15 protein-coding genes, 1 other RNA gene and 1 pseudogene are annotated in these 19436 nt (G+C 59.7%); 9 read left to right on the forward strand and 8 right to left on the reverse strand.

Translation table 11 applies throughout. The features are described from left to right. The 5 genes and pseudogenes from ACLBW8_RS24325 to ACLBW8_RS24345 all read left to right on the forward strand — a co-directional run. Window positions 1-227: pseudogene (locus tag ACLBW8_RS24325) on the forward strand (hypothetical protein); the annotation flags it as partial. 324 nt (window positions 228-551) lie between these two features. Beyond that, window positions 552-2234 (forward strand): fatty acid--CoA ligase, encoded by a 1683-nt coding sequence (locus tag ACLBW8_RS24330; protein WP_064450744.1) that lies wholly within the window; start codon window positions 552-554, stop codon window positions 2232-2234. Window positions 2235-2567: 333 nt separating this feature from the next. Then, window positions 2568-4427 carry a DUF1302 domain-containing protein gene (locus ACLBW8_RS24335; RefSeq protein WP_447806495.1) on the forward strand — a complete coding sequence of 620 codons (1860 nt, stop codon included), beginning with the start codon at window positions 2568-2570 and terminating at the stop codon, window positions 4425-4427. Between the two features lie 43 nt (window positions 4428-4470). Further along, a complete protein-coding gene (locus ACLBW8_RS24340) occupies window positions 4471-5835 on the forward strand; it encodes a DUF1329 domain-containing protein (protein ID WP_128590793.1) in 1365 nt (454 codons plus the stop codon). A 252-nt stretch (window positions 5836-6087) separates the two neighbouring features. After that, window positions 6088-8817 carry a LuxR C-terminal-related transcriptional regulator gene (locus ACLBW8_RS24345; RefSeq protein WP_447806566.1) on the forward strand — a complete coding sequence of 910 codons (2730 nt, stop codon included), beginning with the start codon at window positions 6088-6090 and terminating at the stop codon, window positions 8815-8817. A 2-nt stretch (window positions 8818-8819) separates the two neighbouring features. On the opposite strand, the gene ACLBW8_RS24350 is transcribed toward ACLBW8_RS24345, so the two are convergent. Genes ACLBW8_RS24350 through ACLBW8_RS24365 form a run of 4 tightly spaced genes read right to left on the reverse strand, consistent with a single transcriptional unit; the run spans window position 8820 to window position 12256 of the window. Continuing rightward, window positions 8820-9380, reverse strand: coding sequence for a PqiC family protein (locus ACLBW8_RS24350; protein WP_262667046.1), 561 nt, complete (start codon window positions 9378-9380; stop codon window positions 8820-8822). A gap of 14 nt (window positions 9381-9394) precedes the next feature. Then, the gene (locus tag ACLBW8_RS24355; RefSeq protein ID WP_064450749.1) at window positions 9395-11044 is read right to left on the reverse strand and encodes a PqiB family protein; all 1650 of its coding nucleotides are present in this window, start codon (window positions 11042-11044) and stop codon (window positions 9395-9397) included. Continuing rightward, a complete protein-coding gene (locus tag ACLBW8_RS24360; RefSeq protein ID WP_447806496.1) occupies window positions 11025-11669 on the reverse strand; it encodes a paraquat-inducible protein A in 645 nt (214 codons plus the stop codon). Before ACLBW8_RS24360 ends, ACLBW8_RS24355 begins: the two co-directional genes overlap by 20 nt. Then, on the reverse strand, window positions 11666-12256 hold the full coding sequence (locus ACLBW8_RS24365; RefSeq protein WP_447806497.1) for a paraquat-inducible protein A: 591 nt from the start codon (window positions 12254-12256) through the stop codon (window positions 11666-11668). Before ACLBW8_RS24365 ends, ACLBW8_RS24360 begins: the two co-directional genes overlap by 4 nt. Before the next feature lie 164 nt (window positions 12257-12420). Here ACLBW8_RS24365 and ACLBW8_RS24370 point away from each other — a divergent pair, with 164 nt between their 5' ends. After that, a complete protein-coding gene (locus tag ACLBW8_RS24370; RefSeq protein ID WP_064450752.1) occupies window positions 12421-13065 on the forward strand; it encodes an MBL fold metallo-hydrolase in 645 nt (214 codons plus the stop codon). A gap of 221 nt (window positions 13066-13286) precedes the next feature. Further along, window positions 13287-14063 carry an OmpA family protein gene (locus tag ACLBW8_RS24375; RefSeq protein ID WP_053254460.1) on the forward strand — a complete coding sequence of 259 codons (777 nt, stop codon included), beginning with the start codon at window positions 13287-13289 and terminating at the stop codon, window positions 14061-14063. A 69-nt stretch (window positions 14064-14132) separates the two neighbouring features. Here ACLBW8_RS24375 and ACLBW8_RS24380 read toward each other — a convergent pair whose 3' ends face one another. The 4 genes from ACLBW8_RS24380 to ACLBW8_RS24395 all read right to left on the reverse strand — a co-directional run bounded on the left by ACLBW8_RS24380 (window position 14133) and on the right by ACLBW8_RS24395 (window position 17579). Further along, the gene (locus ACLBW8_RS24380) at window positions 14133-14714 is read right to left on the reverse strand and encodes a BON domain-containing protein (RefSeq protein ID WP_064450753.1); all 582 of its coding nucleotides are present in this window, start codon (window positions 14712-14714) and stop codon (window positions 14133-14135) included. After that, on the reverse strand, window positions 14711-15304 hold the full coding sequence (locus ACLBW8_RS24385) for a phosphoheptose isomerase (RefSeq protein WP_003216190.1): 594 nt from the start codon (window positions 15302-15304) through the stop codon (window positions 14711-14713). The genes ACLBW8_RS24380 and ACLBW8_RS24385 overlap by 4 nt, the downstream gene beginning before the upstream one ends. Window positions 15305-15396: 92 nt before the next feature. Then, on the reverse strand, window positions 15397-15768 hold the full coding sequence (locus ACLBW8_RS24390) for a YraN family protein (protein ID WP_064450754.1): 372 nt from the start codon (window positions 15766-15768) through the stop codon (window positions 15397-15399). Continuing rightward, complete coding sequence (locus ACLBW8_RS24395; RefSeq protein WP_064450755.1) at window positions 15768-17579, reverse strand: penicillin-binding protein activator; 1812 nt, start codon at window positions 17577-17579, stop codon at window positions 15768-15770. The genes ACLBW8_RS24390 and ACLBW8_RS24395 overlap by 1 nt, the downstream gene beginning before the upstream one ends. A 176-nt stretch (window positions 17580-17755) precedes the next feature. Between ACLBW8_RS24395 and rsmI the strand changes: the two genes are divergently transcribed. Both rsmI and rnpB read left to right on the forward strand, forming a co-directional pair. Further along, window positions 17756-18661 (forward strand): 16S rRNA (cytidine(1402)-2'-O)-methyltransferase, encoded by a 906-nt coding sequence (rsmI, locus tag ACLBW8_RS24400; RefSeq protein ID WP_167353675.1) that lies wholly within the window; start codon window positions 17756-17758, stop codon window positions 18659-18661. 95 nt (window positions 18662-18756) lie between these two features. Further along, window positions 18757-19110, forward strand: an RNA gene (gene rnpB / locus ACLBW8_RS24405) — RNase P RNA component class A. Window positions 19111-19436 lie beyond the last annotated feature (326 nt).

The following is a 19436-nucleotide window of genomic DNA, read 5'->3' on the forward strand; positions in this document are numbered from 1 at the left end:
CGGCCAGCGTGGTTAACGGGGCCTGTCAGATCAAGATCAACAGCAGATCAAAAGCAGAGCACGGCGGCCTGGTAGCCGACCTGAGTGGTAGAAGCGAAAGCAGGGCAAAAGCAGGGCAAAAGCAAATCTGCTTTTCTGTGGGAGCTGGCTTGCCTGCGATGCAGACACCTCGGTACATCAGGAATAGCCAGTTGATGCCATCGCAGGCAAGCCAGCTCCCACATTGACCGAGTACGACCCTAAGAGCCGCACACCCTCCGCTTGATGTACCCAGTTCATAATTTAGGAGCGACGATTCGACTTGCTCGCGAATGCGGTAGGTCAGTCACCAGCCGCATCAACTGGCACACCGCTCCGCGTTTGCTTTTGATCTAACCACTCAGGTCGGCTTTCAGGTCTCCTGCATTTGACTCACAAACGCCCTGGTAATGGCGTAAAGCTAGCATTCATTGAGCGCTGCAAATCATTCCTTTGGCTGATTTAGCTGAAACATAAGCGCTCTAAAGTGCAGGTCTTCAAGCCAAGACCGTGCAGTCAGATAAGGGATTCGTATGTTGCAGACCCGTGTTATCCCGCCCGCCGAAGGCGCTTACCAATACCCGCTGTTGATCAAACGCCTGTTGATGTCCGGGGCGCGCTACGAGAAGACCCGGGAAATCATCTACCGCGACAAACTGCGCTACACCTACCCAACCCTGATCGAACGCGTTGCCCGCCTGGCCAATGTGTTGACCGAAGCCGGGGTCAAGGCCGGTGACACCGTCGCCGTGATGGACTGGGACAGCCACCGTTACCTGGAATGCATGTTCGCCATCCCGATGATTGGCGCGGTGATCCACACGATCAATGTGCGGCTGTCGCCGGAACAAATCCTCTACACCATGAACCACGCCGAAGACCGCTTTGTGCTGGTCAACAGTGAGTTTGTCGGGCTCTACCAGGCCATTGCCGGCCAGTTGACCACGGTCGACAAGACCCTGCTGCTCACCGACGGCGATTCCAAAACCGCCGAGTTGCCCCATCTGGTCGGTGAGTACGAAACCCTGCTGGCGGCCGCGAGCCCCAAGTACGACTTCCAGGACTTCGACGAAAACTCGGTTGCCACCACCTTCTACACCACCGGCACCACCGGCAACCCCAAGGGCGTGTACTTCACCCACCGCCAGTTGGTGCTGCACACCATGGGGGTGGCGACCATCATGGGCAGTGTCGACAGCGTGCGCCTGCTGGGCACCAACGATGTGTACATGCCGATAACACCGATGTTCCACGTCCACGCCTGGGGCTTGCCGTATGTGGCAACCATGCTCGGCTTGAAGCAGGTGTACCCCGGCCGCTACGACCCGGAATACCTGGTGGAGTTGTGGCGCAAGGAAAAGGTCACCTTCTCCCACTGCGTGCCGACCATCCTGCAAATGGTGCTTAACGCCAAGGCTGCCCAGGACGTGGACTTTGGCGGATGGAAAATCGTCATCGGCGGCAGCGCGCTTAATCGCACGCTGTATGAAGCGTCCAAAGCGCGAGGCATTCAACTGACCGCCGCTTACGGCATGTCCGAAACCGGGCCGCTGGTGTCTTGCGCCCATCTCAACGAAGAGCTGATGGCCGGCAGCGAAGACGAACGCACCACCTACCGCATCAAGGCCGGCGTGCCCGGGCCGTTGGTGGAAGCGGCGATCATCGACGGCGACGGCAACTTCCTGCCCGCCGATGGCGAGTCGCAGGGCGAGTTGGTGCTGCGGGCGCCCTGGCTGACCGAAGGCTATTACAACGAGCCGCAAAAGGGCGCCGAGCTGTGGGAAGGCGGCTGGATGCACACTGGCGATGTGGCCACTCTGGATGCGTTTGGCGTGATCGATATTCGCGACCGCATCAAGGACGTGATCAAGACCGGTGGCGAGTGGATCTCGTCCCTGGCCCTCGAAGACCTGGTCAGCCGTCACCCGGCGGTACGCGAAGTAGCGGTGGTGGGCATCGCCGACCCGCAATGGGGCGAGCGTCCGTTTGCCTTGCTGGTGGTGCGTGATGGCCATGTGATAGGTGCCCGCGAGCTCAAGGAACACCTCAAGCCTTTCGTCGAGCTGGGCCATTTGAGCAAGTGGGCCATTCCTAGCCAGATCGCCGTTGTTACTGAAATTCCCAAGACCAGCGTAGGGAAACTCGACAAAAAACGTATCCGCATCGACATCATTGAATGGCAGGCCAACAACAGCACGTTCCTGTCCACTCTCTGACGCCTCTCGCCGCGCCCGTTCGGGCGCGGCAATGCTCTATCTCGCGCCTTCACTTGTGATTTATCGATTTTCAGCCATCCTTGCCTCGCCGGCCTTCGTCGGCGTGGCGAAAGGGTTGTGGCAGACGGGTCGGTGATGCAAATCACACTTTAGAGGGATCAAGCGATACCCCCCGCTGGCTATAGTCCCTTCCAGAGTTTTTCAAGGATGTTGTGCTTCGGGCCATGGGGGCTCGGTTGCCGTTCAGCATTGGAATCGTTGTATTCCGGCCGTTACAAGCATCCAGAAGAAAGAACTCACTGCCATAACAATAATGCACATGGAGTAGCGTCGATGACCTCAGTAAACCAGTTCTGGCGCCGGGCAAGACTGCCCCTGGCCGTCAGTCTCGCTTCTACGCTCGCCGGGCCCGCATTCGGCGTCAGTTTCAACATCGGTGAAATCGAAGGTAGCTTTGACTCATCCCTGTCCGTAGGGGCGAGCTGGTCGACTGCCGGTCGCAATAAAGACCTGATCGGTGCCAACAACGGTGGCAGGGGGTTGTCGCAAACCTCTGATGACGGCCACCTGAACTTCAACAAGGGTGATGCCTTCTCGAAGATCTTCAAGGGCATCCATGACCTTGAGTTGAAATACGGCGATACCGGCATCTTTGTGCGTGGCAAATACTGGTACGACTTCGCGCTGCAAAACGAAGACCTCGACTTCAAGAACGTCAGTAACGATGGCCGCAAAGAGGGCGCCAAGTCCTCTGGCGGGCAGATTCTCGATGCCTTCGTCTACCACAACTACACCATCGCCGATCAGCCGGGTAACGTGCGTCTTGGCAAGCAGGTCGTAAGCTGGGGCGAAAGTACGTTCATTGGTGGCGGTATCAACTCGATCAACCCGATCGACGTCTCTGCATTCCGCCGTCCGGGCGCCGAGATCAAGGAAGGCCTGATTCCGGTCAACATGTTCTACGTGTCCCAGACCCTGACCGATAACCTCTCTGCAGAGGCGTTCTACCAGTTGGAGTGGGACCAGACCGTGGTGGATAACTGCGGTACGTTCTTCTCCCAGCCGGACGTGATCGCCGATGGTTGCAGCAATAACCTGCGCGTCTTGAACAAGCGTTCCACCATCCCTGGCGCGGCCTTGCCAACCCTTAACGCGCTTGGCGTCGATGTGAACAACGAAGGCGTGCTGGTGCGTCGCGGCGGTGACCGTGATGCACGCGACAGCGGCCAGTTCGGCGTGGCCATGCACTACAACTTCGAGCCGCTGGACACTGAGTTCGGCGCGTATTTCATGAACTACCACAGCCGTGCGCCGATCTTCAGCGCGACAGGTGCGCCAAACTCGGCTTACACCCGTCCGCTGGGGCCATTGGCGGCATTGCGTCCGTTGATCGTGGCGGGCAGTTCGAATTACTTCGTTGAGTACCCGGAAGATATCCGCCTCTATGGCTTGAGCTTCTCCACCACGCTGCCTACCGGCACTGCCTGGAGTGGTGAATTGAGCTATCGGCCAAACGCGCCGGTCCAGCTGAGCACCACCGATATTCTGTATGCGGGCGTCACGCCGATTCCGGGCTTTGGCAATGCTTCGGTGCTCAAGGGCACGCCGGGCCAGGACCTGCACGGTTACAACCGCAAGGAAGTGACCCAGTTCCAGACCACCTTTACGCACTTCTTCGACCAGGTGATGGGCGCCACCCGCCTGACAACCGTGGGCGAAATCGGCGTGACCCATGTGGGCGGCCTGGAGAGCAAAAACGTTGCACGTTATGGCCGTGATCCGGTCTTTGGTCCCGGCTCCCTGCCTGGCGGTTTTTGCAACGCACTCAACAACTCGACAGCCAACGGCGCAGGTCTGCCCAATGCGTCCGGCCTGAACACCAACTGCAACAATGACGGCTACACCACTGCGACGTCCTGGGGTTACCGCGCCCGGGCAATCTGGGAATACCCGGATGTGTTTGCCGGTGTGAACCTCAAGCCCAACGTGGCCTGGTCCCATGACGTCAAAGGTTACTCACCAGGCCCTGGCGGCAACTTTGAAGAAGGTCGCAAGGCCGTCAGCCTGGGTGTCGATGCCGAGTACCAGAACACCTACACCGTCAGCCTGAACTACACCAACTTCTTTGGTGGCAAATTCACCACGGTGGATGATCGCGATTTCATCGCTCTGAGCGCCGGCGTGAACTTCTAAGCACACTCTTTTCAGATGCATGTAATTCAGGAAGAACCAGAACATGAAAATAACTAAAAGTCTGTTGCATGTGGGTGTGCTTGGGCTGTCGATCATGGCGGGTAGCGTCATGGCGGCAGTCTCGGCGGATGAGGCGGCCAAACTGGGCACGACCCTGACGCCGATGGGCGCCGAAATGGCCGGTAACGCGGCCGGCACCATTCCGAAATGGTCGCCACTGCCGACCAATGCCGGCGCTGTGGACGCCCGTGGTTTCCTGGCCAACCCGTATGCCAGCGAACAACCGCAGTTCACCATCACCGCGCAGAACGTCGAGCAGTACAAAGACAAGCTGGCGCCTGGGCAGTACGCGATGTTCAAGCGTTACCCGGACACCTTCAAGATGCCGGTCTACCCGACGCATCGCGGCGCCACCGTGCCGGCTGATGTGTTCGCGGCCATCAAGAAGAACGCCACCCACACCAACCTGGTGTCGGGCGGCAACGGCCTGGAAAACTTCGAAACCGCTGTACCGTTCCCGATTCCCAAGAGCGGCGTCGAGGTTATCTGGAACCACATCACCCGTTATCGCGGCGGCAGCGTGACCCGCCTGGTCACCCAGGCCACCCCGCAAACCAACGGCTCGTTCAGCCTGGTGTACTTCCGCGATCAGTTCGTGTTCCGCGACAAGATGAAGGACTACGACCCGAAAAACCCGGGCAACGTGCTGTTCTACTTCAAGCAGCAAGTGACCGCGCCGGCGCGTCTGGCCGGTGGTGTGCTGCTGGTGCACGAAACCCTCGACCAGGTGAAAGAACCGCGTTCGGCATGGGTCTACAACGCCGGCCAGCGCCGTGTGCGCCGGGCACCGCAAGTGTCCTATGACGGGCCGGGTACCGCTGCCGACGGCCTGCGTACCTCGGACAACCTCGACATGTACAACGGCGCACCCGACCGCTACGACTGGAAGCTGGAAGGCAAAAAAGAAATCTACATCGCCTCCAACAGCTACAAGATCGACGATCCGAAACTCAAGTATGTCGACATCATCAAGGCCGGCCACATCAACCAGGACCTGGCTCGCTACGAGCTGCGTCGCGTCTGGCACGTGGTCGCGACTTTGAAGGAAGGCCAGCGCCACATTTACGCCAAACGTGACTTCTTCATCGACGAAGACACCTGGCAAGCAGCGGTCATCGACCACTACGACGGCCGTGGCCAACTGTGGCGCGTCGCCGAAGCCCATGCCGAGAACTACTACGACAAGCAAGTGCCGTGGTACGCCCTGGAAACCCTCTACGACCTGCAGTCCGGCCGCTACCTGGCGCTGGGCATGAAGAACGAAGAGAAGCAGGCGTATGACTTCGGCTTCACCGCCACCACCAGCGACTTCACCCCCGCGGCCTTGCGCCAGGACGGTGTTCGCTAAGCCGCACTCGCTCGACAATGTGGGAGGGGGCTTGCTCCCGATAGCGGTGGATCAGTCGATGTATTGAGTGACTGACACACCCTTATCGGGAGCAAGCCCCCTCCCACTTTTGTTTGTGGTGTTCTGACTGGGATATTTTTTGTCGCAGTTCTTTTTCAGGCAAATGTTGCAAAGATCTACAAACCTGCCGCTTTTACCGCTAGTCTGCGGACATCTGCAATGCCGACAACAGCCTTCTACAAGAGCCCGGCGATGACTGATCTGTCCCGAATCCAAGGGCCTGCAAGCGCTGTGATTCCGACGCTGGAAGCGCGCTTCTACAGGCCACCGTTGCCTGACGGCTATGTGCTGCGCCCGCGCCTGTGCGAGCGGCTGAGCGCGGGGCTGGAAGGGCGACTGTTACTGGTCAGCGCCCCGGCCGGGTTCGGCAAGAGTTCGTTGGCGGTGGAGTTCTGCCAGAGCCTGCCCGCCCATTGGCAAAGCCTGTGGCTGGGCCTGAGCCCTCGGGATAACGACCCCGGCCGCTTCCTCGAGCGCCTGCTCGACGGTTTACAACAATACTTCCCACAGCTCGGCGCCCAGTCCCTGGGCCTGCTGAAAATGCGCCAGCGTCACCAACCCTTTGCCTTTGAAGAATGGCTCGATGGCTTGCTCGATGAGCTGACGCTGCACCTGTCCACGCGCGCGCCGATATTGCTGGTGCTGGATGACTACCACCTGGCCCAGGGCCCGGTGCTGGATCGCTGCCTGCAATTTTTCCTCAACCATTTGCCCGATGGGCTGTTGGTCATGGTCACCAGCCGCCAACGTCCGGACTGGCATCTGGCACGACTGCGGTTGTCGCGGCACCTGCTGGAACTGCACGAACAAGACCTGCGCCTGACCCATGACGAGTCGCTGGCTGTGTTGGATCGGCACAGCAGCTCGTTGCGCGGCGAGGCCCTGGATAACTTGATTCGTCGCAGTGAGGGCTGGGTGGCCGGCCTGCGCTTCTGGTTGCTGGCCATTTCCGAAGCCGGCAATGAGGCCGTGTTGCCGCAACACTTGCACGGCGGCGAAGGGCTGATTCGCGATTACTTGCTGGAAGAGGTCATCGACTGTCTGCCGGTTGAAGTGCAAGCGTTTTTGTACGACACCGCCCCTCAGGATCGTTTCTGCAGTGAGTTGTGCGACGCCGTGCGTGAGGCCCATGACAGCGCAGAAATCCTCGGGTATTTGCAGGCCCACCAAGTGTTTCTGGTGCCGCTGGACGAGCAGGGCCACTGGTATCGTTATCACCATCTGTTTTCCGACTTGCTGCGCACCCGCCGTGCCAGCAATGCCACGTTGCCGATTGCCAGCCTGCACCTGCGGGCCTGCCGCTGGTTCAACGCCCAGGGTTTGATTGATGAGGCGGTGGAGCAGGCGTTGCGCGCCGGCCATCTGGATGTGGCGGCGAACCTGGTGCAAAACCTGTCGGAGGAGCAACTGCTGGCTGAACAGAATGTCGGCATGCTGCTGCGCTGGAAGATGGACTTGCCCGACAGCCTGCTGATCAGCACGCCGCGGTTGATCGTGCTCTACAGCTGGGCGTTGGGGCTGGCCTGTCAGTTGGATGCGGCGGAAGAATTGTCCGGCTATCTCAGTCGGTTCCTGCCGGCGCCGTCGGCCACTGCGCAAAAATCGATGCTGGCGCAATGGCTGGCGCTGAGCGGGATCATCGCTCGCGGCCGAGGCGATCGCGAGTTGACCCAGCGCTATTGCAGCGAGGCGTTGGAAAGCCTGCCGCACAAGCGTTACGGCCAGCGCCTGATGTGTTTGTCGACCCTGTCCAACCTGGCCATCGTCGACGCCGATCTGTGGCGCGCCCGTGGCCTGAATCGCGAATCCCTGGAGTTGGCCCAGCGCGTCGGCAACCCGCTGTTTGAAGCCTTGGCCCACTACGACCGGGCGCGTGTCTTACAAGCGCGCGGCGAAATCCTGCGTTCGCTGGATGAAGTGCGCCAAGGCTTGCAGCGCCTGCAGGGCCTGGCGCCCCAGCGCCTGTACGCCGTGCGTGCGCGGTTATCGCTCTACGAAGGTTATTTGCTGCTGGTGCGTTACCAGCCCGAGGCCGGCCTTGCACGCTTACGTGCCGGCTTGAGCGAGGCCCGCGCCTGCCGGGATATCAGTGTGTTGATCGGGCATTGCGTCATCGCCAGCTTTGAAGGGCGGCGTGGCGATTTCCCGAAGGCCTTCGCCGAACTCGCCGAAGCCGAGCGCTTGATGCATATCTGGGACGTGCCGCCGATCTACTACCTGGCGATGATCACCCTGATCAAATGCGAGTTGTGGCTGGCCCAAGGGCGCACTGACCTGGCCGACGCCTGGCTGGTTCGGCTGGGGCAAACCTACAATGGCGAGCACGCCGCCGCCGCCCCGGAGTTTCACCCACACCTGCCGCAACACATCGGGCTGCAACAGGCCGCGCTGGACGCTACTCGGCATCAGCCCGCCGCCGCATTGGAACGCCTCGAAGACCTGGCGCAACAGGCGCATAACAGTGGGCGCCAGATGATTGCGCTGATGGCCCTGACCCAGCAGGCGTATTTACTGCTGGAATGCGGCCAGGAAGCCAAGGCGCGGCCAATAGTGGTTCAGGCCCTTGAAGCCGCCGCCGGTGGTGCGTTGCAGCCGTTCCAGCGCCTGCTGGAACGTTACCCGGACTGGATGCGTGAGCAACTGGGCAAAGACCCCCATGGTTTGCTGAACCAGAGTCTGTTGGCGCTGCTGCCGGCAGTCGCTGACGCGCCGGCGGCGCCCAATCACGAAACGCTGAGCACCCGCGAACTCGCGGTGCTGCAACTGATTGCCCAGGGCTGCTCGAACCAGGAGATCAGCAATCAGTTGTTCATCTCCCTGCACACGGTGAAGACCCACGCCAGCCATATCAACAGCAAGTTGGGCGTGGAGCGCCGCACCCAAGCGGTAGCGCGGGCCAAGTCGATGGGCTTGCTGGCCTGAAACTACCGCGCGGTCGGGCACTCTTTCAGCGATGTGTCTACCGCTTGGCTGACCAGGGCGGCGAAGCGCTTGACGTTGTTCTGGTGCGCCGCCACGAGGTCGTCGATGCTCGGGCCTGCTGGCGTTTGCAAGGTGGTGCGGCAGTTCAACGGCGGGCGGTCACCGCCGCTGGTTGGCCTCAGGCGCCAGCGCACGTCGAGCAACGCGTACTGCCCGGGCACCGAGTCAAAACGTTGAACCTCAAGGCGCAACGACACGGCTTGCCGGGAATGACTGTTCGCCAGTTGATCCACCAGCGCACTTTTCAGCTCATCGGCCAGGCTGGCGGCCCACCACTGGGTTTCCAGAATCGCCACACCACTGTCACCCTGACGAATCACGATCTGCGGCCGGTCAACCTGTGGCGGCACGCTGATGCTTTCAATGCGGATATCGCTCGCCTGCGCTTGAGTGGCGTTATTCCAGTGCGCCGGCGTCAGGGTGTGGAATGCAATCGGCTCACTGCGACACGCCGCGAGTAGCACCAGCGCGGTAACCAGAGTGATTTTCAAGGGACGGGTCATGGCGGCTCCATTGCTCATTTGCGCGGTGGCCCTTGCAGGTCCAGGGGCGCGGCGTTGTCGGGGCGACCGCGAATCAGCGACTCCGGATGTCGGCCGAGGTAGTCCGACAGTTCGCGCAAGGAGCGCGACATGCGCGCCAGTTCATCCAGGGTCTGGGTCAGTTGTTCGCGTTGCGGCGAGTCGTCGGCCAGGGTCGAGTTGGCCGATTGCAGCGTCTTGCTCACGTCGCCCAGCGTGGCCTGTACACCGGGCAGGGTTTTGGCGTTGAACTGGGCGAGCCCTTTGCGCAGTTCGACCAGGCTGCTGTCGAGGTTACCCGCAATGCGCTCGACGGGCAGTTGGTTGAGCTTGTTGACGATGCCTTCGAGTTTTTCCTGCAGTTGTTCCAGGTTGCCGGGAATGGTCGGAATGTTGATCGGGCGCAGGTTCGGGTCAAACGCAACTTTTTCGGCTTTGGGGAAGAAATCCAGGGCGATGTACAGCTGGCCAGTCAGCAGGTTGCCGCTGCGAGCCTGGGCACGCAGGCCGTTTTCGATAAACGTGCCGATCAAGCGAACGCCCCCCGCTTCGTCGTTGGGGTCATGATTGGTGGCCTTGAGCAGCTTGGTATTGGCTTCCCCGAGCAATTGCGGATAAATCACGATGCCGACGTTGATCGGAAAGCTGCGCTTCTTCGCATCGTAATCCAGGTTGATCGACACCACTTTGCCGAACTCGACGCCGAGGAACTCCACCGGTGCACCGACTTTCAGGCCGCGCAGGGCCTGATCAAACCGCAAGGCCATATATTGCCCTTTGCCATTGGGCGGGGCGAGGGCGCTTTGCTGGTCGTCGAACAGCTCATAGGCGTGATCTTCAGCGGCCGGCTTGTCGTTGGGGCTGTAGGGCGGCGCCTGGAAAGCGATGCCTCCAGCCAGCATTGACGACAGCGACTCGGTTTTAAGCGCGAAGCCATTGGCGCCGACGCTCAGGTCAATACCACTGGCGTTCCAGAATCGCGTGTTTTCGGTGACATACACATCATTGGGCGCATGCACGAAGACTTCGATATTCACGCCTTTGCCGTCGTCATCCAGCTCATAGGCCACCACCTGGCCGACCGGAATTTTGCGGTAATACACTGGCGAGCCGATATCCAGCGAACCCAGGCCCTGGGTATGCAGGGTAAAACGTTTGCCCGGTTCGCCATAGGTGATGGGCGGCGGGTTTTCCAGGCCTTTGAACTGTTTTGCGCGGGTGTCGGACTGGCCGATATCGGCACCGATGTAGTCGCCTGACAGCAAGGTGTCGATGCCGGACACGCCACCGGCGCCGATGCGCGGGCGGACAACCCAGAATTTTGAGTCTTCTCGGGTGAAGCTTTCCGCCTGCTTGGCCAACTTGATCGTGGCGTTGACGCTTTTCTGGTCGTCACTCAAGGCCACGTCAGAGACCTGGCCGATCACCACATTGCGATATTTGACGTCAGTTTTGTTGGCGACCAAGCCGCTGCCGGTCTTGAAATTGAGGACGATGGTCGGTCCCTGTTGCAGCACGCTGTGAACCACCAGCGAAATCCCCACCAGCACCGCCACTATCGGCACGATCCACACCAGCGAAACGCTGAAACGTCGTGTCTTGATCGCGGGTGAGCCGGCCGGCGTGTCAGTGTTGGGTGAGCTCATCCGAGGTCTCCTCATTGTGTGGGTTTTCCCAGATCAGCCGTGGATCAAAACTCATGGCTGCCAGCATCGTGAAGACCACCACCAGGCCAAAAAACAGGATGCCCAGGCGCGGTTCGATGGTGCCCAGCGCCTGGAACTTCACCAGTGCGGCCACCAGTGCAACCACAATCACATCGAGCATCGACCAGTAGCCGATCAGCTCGACAAACCGAAACAGCTTGGAGCGTTCCTTGCGCGCCCACAGGCTCTTGCGTTGCACGGTGACCAGCAGCAGCGTCAACGACACGAACTTGATTCCCGGCACTGCAATGCTGGCGATGAAAATGATCAGGGCAATGTCCCAGGCGCCGTGCTGCCAGAACTCCAGTACGCCACTCATGATGGTGCTGTCCGCCCCCGAGCCGAGCATCGTCGTATTCATCACCGGTAACAAATTTGCCGGGATATAAAACGCGAGTGCCGTGAGCATATAGGCCCAGGTGCGCGTCAGTGAGTGAATCTTGCGCCGGTGCAGGGGCGCGCCGCAGCGTTCGCACTCGCTGGGCTCGTCGCGCATGTCGCACGACTGGCCGCAGGTGTGGCATAGGCATAGGTTCAGCTCGCGGGCGGTCGGTGGCGAATTCATACGGTGTCCCACAAGTCGCGCACATCACGCCCGGCGATGCGGATCAGCAACAGGGCCAGGGCGGCAAGGGCAAACAGGCCGGTGCCGGGTATCACGTCGAGCATGCCGGCCAGTTTGAACACGGCCACCATCGAGCCCAGCAAGCAGACTTCCAGCATGCTCCACGGCCTGAGCGCTTCCAGCCAGCGCATGCACAATTTGAACGCCGGCGAGCGCTTGCCGGTCAAGGCGAAACTCAAGACCCAGATCAGCAACAGCAGTTGAAAAACCGGCGCGATGATCATGGAAATCGCCGCCACCAACGCAATAAAGGTGATCGGCCCCAGGCTCAACGCAACCACCGAATCCCACAGGGTCGCGCTGTTTTTCAAGCCTTGCAGGCTGATGCTCATCACCGGGTAAAAGTTGGCGAAGGTCCACAATACTGCCGCCGTGACGGTCAGCGCGAGTCGCTGTTGCACTGACAACCCGTTGTAGCGCTGCAATACGCCGGCGCAGCGTGTGCACAGGGCTTTTTGATGTTTGGCGAGCGTGACCTTTTCGTACACACAATCGCAGTGTTCGCAGATGACCCGGTGATTCGCCATAAGTCTCGCTCCAGACGCGACGCTGCGGTGTTGGACGTGCTACGGGTTTGATGGCGCCTGAGTAGATTAGCAGTTGAAGCATCCCAAGCTTGATCCCTTCCTGATCAAGGGCAAGGTCAACCATACTGCGACTGGAATGTGCCATAGAGTTTGCAGGAACGCCCATGAATATCGAAAAAGCCGCGCTGATCCGAGAAACCTTCCCCGTCGGCCCGTTGCAGTGCAACTGCACCATTATCGGCGACCCGATCACCAAAAAAGCCATCGTGGTCGACCCGGGCGGTAATCACGAGCTGATCCTGGCACGCCTCGACGCGCTGGGCTTGAAGGTGGTGAGCATCATCCATACCCATGCGCACCTCGATCACTTCCTGGCGTCCGGCCAGTTGAAAGAGAAAACCGGTGCCACCCTGCATTTGCACAAGGAGGACCAATTCCTCTGGGACAACCTGGAAATGCAGTGCCAGATGTTCCGCGTGCCCTACACGCCGGTGCCGCCGCCGGATCGCTGGCTGGAAGATGACGAGGAGTTGGCCTGCGGTTGCGGGGTGGCGCTGCATACGCCGGGGCACACACCGGGCTCGATGAGCTTTTGGTTTGCCGATGCCAGGTTATTGATCGCCGGAGACACCTTGTTCAAGCGCGGTGTGGGGCGTACGGATCTGTGGGGCGGGGACCAGGCGACCATCGTGCGTTCGATCAAGCAGCGTTTGTATACCCTGGATGAGGGCGCAACCGTCGTGACGGGGCATGGGCCGGACACGCGTCTTGGGGATGAAATGCGTGAGAACCCGTTCGTAAGGGCTTAGGTATCTTCGCGGATACCAAGTGGCAACCGTTCGACGATCCCTATAAAGAAAATGACAATTCCCGTTCAGGAAGTCTCTGCTAGGGTTTTAGAGTGCTCGTCGGTTGTAGAGCGCGGGCCTGCCGGGCATGGAATTTTTACCGTTTGTCGTGTTCCAAACTCGGCACAGGTCTATTGCCAATGTCCTCTGCATCACAGAATGCAAAAGTAGGAGCTTTCTTCATGTTCACTTCGCGTCGTCTGCTTGTCGTTGCCACGGCTGTTGCCTTGTTGTCCGGCTGTGCGTCTCCTAACCCTTATGATGGAAGCCAAGGACAGGCAAACGGCTCATCGGGCATCAGCAACACGGCCAAATACGGTGGCCTGGCTGCATTGGCCGGTGGTCTGGCCGGTGCTGCGATCGACCACAATAACCGTGGCAAGGGCGCCCTGATTGGTGCTGCCGTTGCGGGCCTGGGTGGTGCGGGCTATGGCTACTATGCCGACCAGCAGGAAAAGAAACTGCGGGCAAGCATGGCCAATACCGGGGTTGAAGTTCAGCGCCAGGGCGACCAGATCAAGCTGATCATGCCGGGTAACATCACCTTTGCTACCAACTCGGCGGATATTGCCGGCAGTTTCTACACGCCGCTGAACAACCTGGCCAACTCGCTCAAGCAGTTCAACCAGAACACTATCCAGATCGTCGGCTACACCGATAGCACCGGCAGCCGCCAGTTGAACATGGACCTGTCCCAGCGTCGTGCGCAAAGCGTGGCCAACTACCTGACCTCCCAAGGTGTCAGCCCGACCAACCTGAGTGCACGCGGTGCCGGCCCGGATAACCCGATTGCCAGCAACGCCGATGTGAATGGCCGTGCCCAGAACCGTCGCGTAGAGGTTAACCTCGGCCCGATTCCGGGTCAGCAATACGGTCAGCCTGGGCAACAGCAGCAACAGCAACAGGCGCCACAGCAGAACAACCAGTTCCAGGGCAACCCATACCAGCAGTACCAGTAAACACCGGCCACAAAAAAGGGCGCCGTGCAATCAATGCACGGCGCCCTTTTTTTGTGGCTGTCGGTTACATCAGTCGATGTATTCGAACACTTTCACGATTTTCTGCACGCCGGACACACCCTGTACCAGGTTGGCCGCACGGGTGGCTTCCGCCTGCGTCAGCAGGCCCATCATGTAGACGATGCCGTTGTCGGTGACGATCTTGATGCGCGAGCCAGGGATCGCGTTGTCGGTCAGCATCTGCGCCTTGATCTTGGTGGTCAGCAGGGCATCGTTGCTGATGGCCAGCAGCGTGATCGGGTCCATGACTTGCAGTTCGTTGTGAACCTTTTTCACCCGTTGCACGCTGGAGGCCGCTTGTTCAGCCTGCGCCTTGAGGTCGGCACGCGGGGTTTGGCCGGCGAGCAACACCACGCCGTTGAAGCTGGTCACGACAATGCGCGACGCACCATTGCCCAAGTCGGTGGCGGCCTTGGCGACGTTCACTTCAACTTTGGTTTCGATCAACGAGTCGTCAATCTTGCTGCCGAAGGTGCGTGTGCCCTTGTCGTCCTGGATGGGGGTGTCACGTGTCGCAGTGATTGCCGTGCTGCAGCCGCTGATGGCGAGGCACAGCGTAATGGCCAAAAGGCTGATGCGGTTAACGGTCATTCTTCACTCCCGAACAGTTGGCTGTCGATCAAATCGCACAGGCAGTGGATCGCCAGCAGGTGGACTTCTTGAATGCGTGCAGTGACATTGGCCGGGACGCGGATCTCCACGTCTTCAGGCAATAGCAGCGAGGCCATGCCGCCGCCATCGCGTCCGGTCAATGCTACGACAATCATTTCTCGATCATGTGCGGCCTGGATCGCTTGAATAATGTTTGCCGAGTTGCCGCTGGTGGAAATCGCCAGCAACACATCACCCGGCTGGCCAAGGGCACGGATCTGCTTGGAGAAGATTTCGTTGTAGCTGTAGTCATTGGCGATCGAGGTAATCGTCGAGGTGTCGGTCGTCAAGGCAATGGCCGGCAGGCTCGGGCGCTCGCGCTCGAAGCGGTTGAGCAGCTCGGAGGAAAAATGCTGGGCATCACCGGCCGAACCGCCGTTGCCGCACGAAAGCATTTTGCCCTCGTTGAGCAAGGCATTGACCATGACCTGACTGGCTTGCTCGATGTGCGGTGCAAGTACGTCCATCGCCTGTTGCTTGGTATCGATGCTGGCCTGGAAAAGCTGGCGAATTCGGGATTGCATGTCCATCTGTGTGACCTTAAGTAGCGCGGCTGTGTGGCACAGGAATGTGCAGCCCGCAAAGCAAAGAGCAAAAGTGTGTGGTGAAGATGTCCGGTGAATCAGCTGTCGAAGGCATCTTTGAGCCAGTTCGGATCAGCAGGACCAGACGGTGTGCTTTCTATGGCAACCACATCGAAACGGCAGGGATAGTCAGCCCAGCGATGCTCTTTTTGCAGGAAAAACTGCGCAGCGAGTATCAGCTTCTGACGCTTGCGCCCGTCGATACTGGCGAGCGCGCCACCCCATTGTGCGTGTTTTCTGTAGCGGACTTCGACGAATACTACTGTATCGCCGTCAAGCATGACCAGATCAAGCTCACCGCGTTTACACAACCAGTTCTGCGCCAGAAGGCGCAGACCCCGTTGTTGAAGATACTCGAGAGCTTGCAGTTCGGCGTCCTTGCCGCTTTGTGCGCTGGACCGCTCGGGCATCAGCGCGGGGTGTCCGGCAGGCGCTGGATATCGCCGCCGACGAACTTCGCCCACGGCATCTGGCGGTCAACGCGCTGGTTGGCGCTGATGCCCAGGTTGCCCGAGAGACCGTCAACGCGCGTGTCCGGCAGTGCCTTGAGTTGGCCCAGGCGCGGTGCCAGGCGGTAGGCGTCCACGCCCATCGCATACAGGCGGCCGAGGCTGCCATTGGCCTGTGGCCATTGCGCGGCAACCTGATTGCGCAGTGGGTCAGTGGTGTTGAGCAACCAAGGGGTTTCGCAGAACATCACGTTAGTCATGTCCAGGTACTGGTTTTTATCGCCACTGGCGCTGAACACGTGGGACGTCGCATACACCGGCACATCACCGGCGTACTGGAAGTTCAGGGTCGGCTTGATCTGCTGGGCCAGTTGCGGTGTCACGGCCAGGAAGATGAACTCGATGTCCTGACGGCGCGAAGGCTGCGCCGCTACGTCGGTGCCGACGGTGCTTTGCAGGCTCTTGGCGCGACCTTCACTTTTACGCAGTTGGAACAGGTCGGCAATCTGTTGGGCGAGGGCGACCGGCTGATCGACATACTCGACGCCGACGACAGTGCCGCCATTGGCTTCCCAGTCCTGACGGAAGGCTTTGTAAACGCGCTCGCCCCATTCGCCACGGGGTACCATGGCGGCTGCGCGATGCAAGCCGTCGGCGCGGGCGCGGCGCGAGACTTCGCGGGCTTCGTCTTCAGCTGCCAGGCCGAACTGAAACAGTTGCGGCGGGTTCTGATCGACTTCGCTGTAGTTCAACGCCAGGGTGGTAATCGGCAGTTGCGGGCGCGCGGCCAGTTGTTTGACCAGCGGTTTTTCCAACGGGCCGACCACCAGTTGTACGCCGGCGGCCTGGGCCTTGGCGTAGAAGTCGTCGATGGAGCTCAAGCGCGAACTGTCATAGAACTCGATGACTGGCGGCTTCTGTCCGGCTTGTTCAGCCTGGTAGTGCGCGGCCATGAAGCCTTCGCGCAGTGCCTTGCCGACCGAGGCCAGCGGACCTTCCTGCGGCAGCAGCAGGGCGATTTTGCTCAGGGGCTGGCTGGCCAGTTCCTTGAGCTTGGTCAGCGGGGTTGGCAGATCCACCGCCGCTGGGTGGCCTGGGTTCTGAGCGCGCCAGGTATCGATAGCGGCTTGCTGCTGCTCCAGGGTCCCGGCGCCTTTGACGGCCTTGGCCAGGCTGATCCAGCCGTCGAGTGTCGGGTTGCCGCTGGCTTGCAGTTGTTCGGCCGGCAGCGCGGCAATCAACGCCCAGATGGCTTCGTGGTTGCTCTTGGCGGCGTCACCTGTCAGCAGCGGGGCCATGGCGACACGCTCGCGAGCGGCTGCCAGGGTCTGGCCATCCGCTTCATAGGCGCGCGCATGCACGGTGCCGGTGCGGACCTGCTGGTCTGTCGGCAGCTCCTTCAGGCTTTGCAGGCTGGGGTGGTTCAGGGCGGCCAGCGCAGCCTTGGGCTGGTTGCGCGCCATGGCCAATTCGGCAGCCAGTGTGCTGGCAAATACTTGCGCGGCCGGCTTCAGGACATCCAGGGGCACCTGCGCAAGAATCTGCGACGAACGGCCAGGGTTGTTCTGGTGGTAGGCCAGGTCTGCCGCACTCAGGCGCAACAACGCGGCCTTTTCTGGCGTCTTGGCGGAAGTGGCCTGTTCGAGCAGTTGCTCGATACTGGCGTCCGGGGTCCGGGGGAGGTCGCCAAGGCTGGACGAGGGCGAGCTGGCGCAAGCGGCCAATAAGGCAGCGAGGCAGAGGGCGGAGAGCAGCCGCAGGCAAGCGATCATGTAAGTGTTCCTGATACCGATCAAATTAGCGTGGAATTGTACCCAAGCACTGGCCCAGGCGCGATGTTACTGGTGTGAAACCGTCGATTTAGGTCATGTAAATGTTGCTATTCGTCATCGGCGGCTGAAAAGGCATCAGCGTTGATGGCATATTTTCGAAGCGCCTACGCGTTACAATGCGGCTTTTGCCAACCATCGAGGTGTGCGTTTTGACTGCTCCAGGTCCTTTGAATTCCACTGCAGGCTCGCTTTTTGTCGTGGCGACGCCCATTGGCAACCTGGACGACATCAGTGCCCGGGCACTGAAAGTGTTGCGCGACGTAAAACTGATCGCGGCGGAAGACACACGGCACTCCCAGCGTTTGATGCAGCATTTTGGTATCAGCACGCCATTAGCCGCGTGCCATGAACATAACGAGCGCGAAGAAGGCAGCCGTTTTATCACCCGCTTGTTGGCCGGTGATGATGTGGCGTTAATCTCGGATGCCGGAACCCCGTTGATTTCCGATCCCGGCTACCACCTGGTCCGCCAGGCCCGTGCCGCAGGTATCAATGTAGTGCCTGTTCCGGGGGCTTGCGCGCTGATTGCTGCATTATCGGCAGCCGGGTTGCCCTCAGACCGTTTTATCTTCGAAGGTTTCCTGCCGGCCAAGGCGGTTGGGCGTCGGGCGCGTCTGCAAGCCTTAAAGGAAGAACCGCGCACCTTGATCTTCTATGAAGCCCCGCACCGCATTCTTGAATGCCTGCAGGATATGGAACTGGTGTTTGGCGGTGAGCGCCTGGCGCTGCTGGCCCGGGAGCTGACCAAGACCTTCGAAACCCTAAAGGGCTTGCCCCTCGAAGAGCTGCGAGCCTTTGTCGAGGGTGACAGCAATCAGCAGCGCGGCGAATGTGTGGTGCTGGTAGCCGGTTGGACTGCGCCGGAAAGTGAAGATGCCGTGAGCAGCGAAGCCATGCGTGTGCTGGATTTGTTGCTCAAGGAGATGCCGCTCAAGCGTGCAGCAGCCCTGGCGGCTGAAATAACCGGTGTGCGTAAGAATGTGCTTTATCAGGTCGCACTGGATAAACAGAAAGCCGAATAGTTCCGGGGTTAAACCTGTATTCCGTCTGAACGTGATGGCATTGCTGCACTTTAATACTTGTCCTGAGCCCGCCGTGCCGTTAACCTGCGCGGCGGAGAGTCGATTGGACAGTCGCTGCCTTCTATGAAAATTAGGGGGGGGAGGAAAGTCCGGGCTCCATAGGGCGAAGTGCCAGGTAATGCCTGGGAGGCGTGAGCCTACGGAAAGTGCCACAGAAAATAACCGCCTAAGCACTTCGGTGCCGGTAAGGGTGAAAAGGTGCGGTAAGAGCGCACCGCACGACTGGCAACAGTTCGTGGCTAGGTAAACCCCACTTGGAGCAAGACCAAATAGGGTCCCAAGGCGTGGCCCGCGCTGGGACCGGGTAGGTTGCTAAAGATGTCCAGTGATGGCCATCGTAGACGAATGACTGTTCAAGACAGAACCCGGCTTACAGATCGACTCTCCACCTTTTTTCCTTCTGTTCGAATCTCGTGCAGAAACCCGGTAGTAACGCAAGAATCCCTCCCTGCCAAATCATTGGCAGATGCATCTTCGTAATACCAAAAAAATCTTACTCTTAATAAATTACTTTAACTTTAAGCCATAGCTCTATGAGCTATCTGCGGTTGTTGAGTCAAAAACATCGCCAAACTCTCGTTTCTCCTCCTTTTACGTTCCTAAATCTCCGTTCTGTAAGGCTTTTCCTTGAATCCGCGCCTTGACGGTGTGGTAGGCGCATTCCTATAGTGTGCGCAAGTGGCGGAAAGTGGCACAAAGTGGGTTTTTTGAACGT

This window comes from Pseudomonas sp. M5A4_2d (assembly GCF_053345295.1).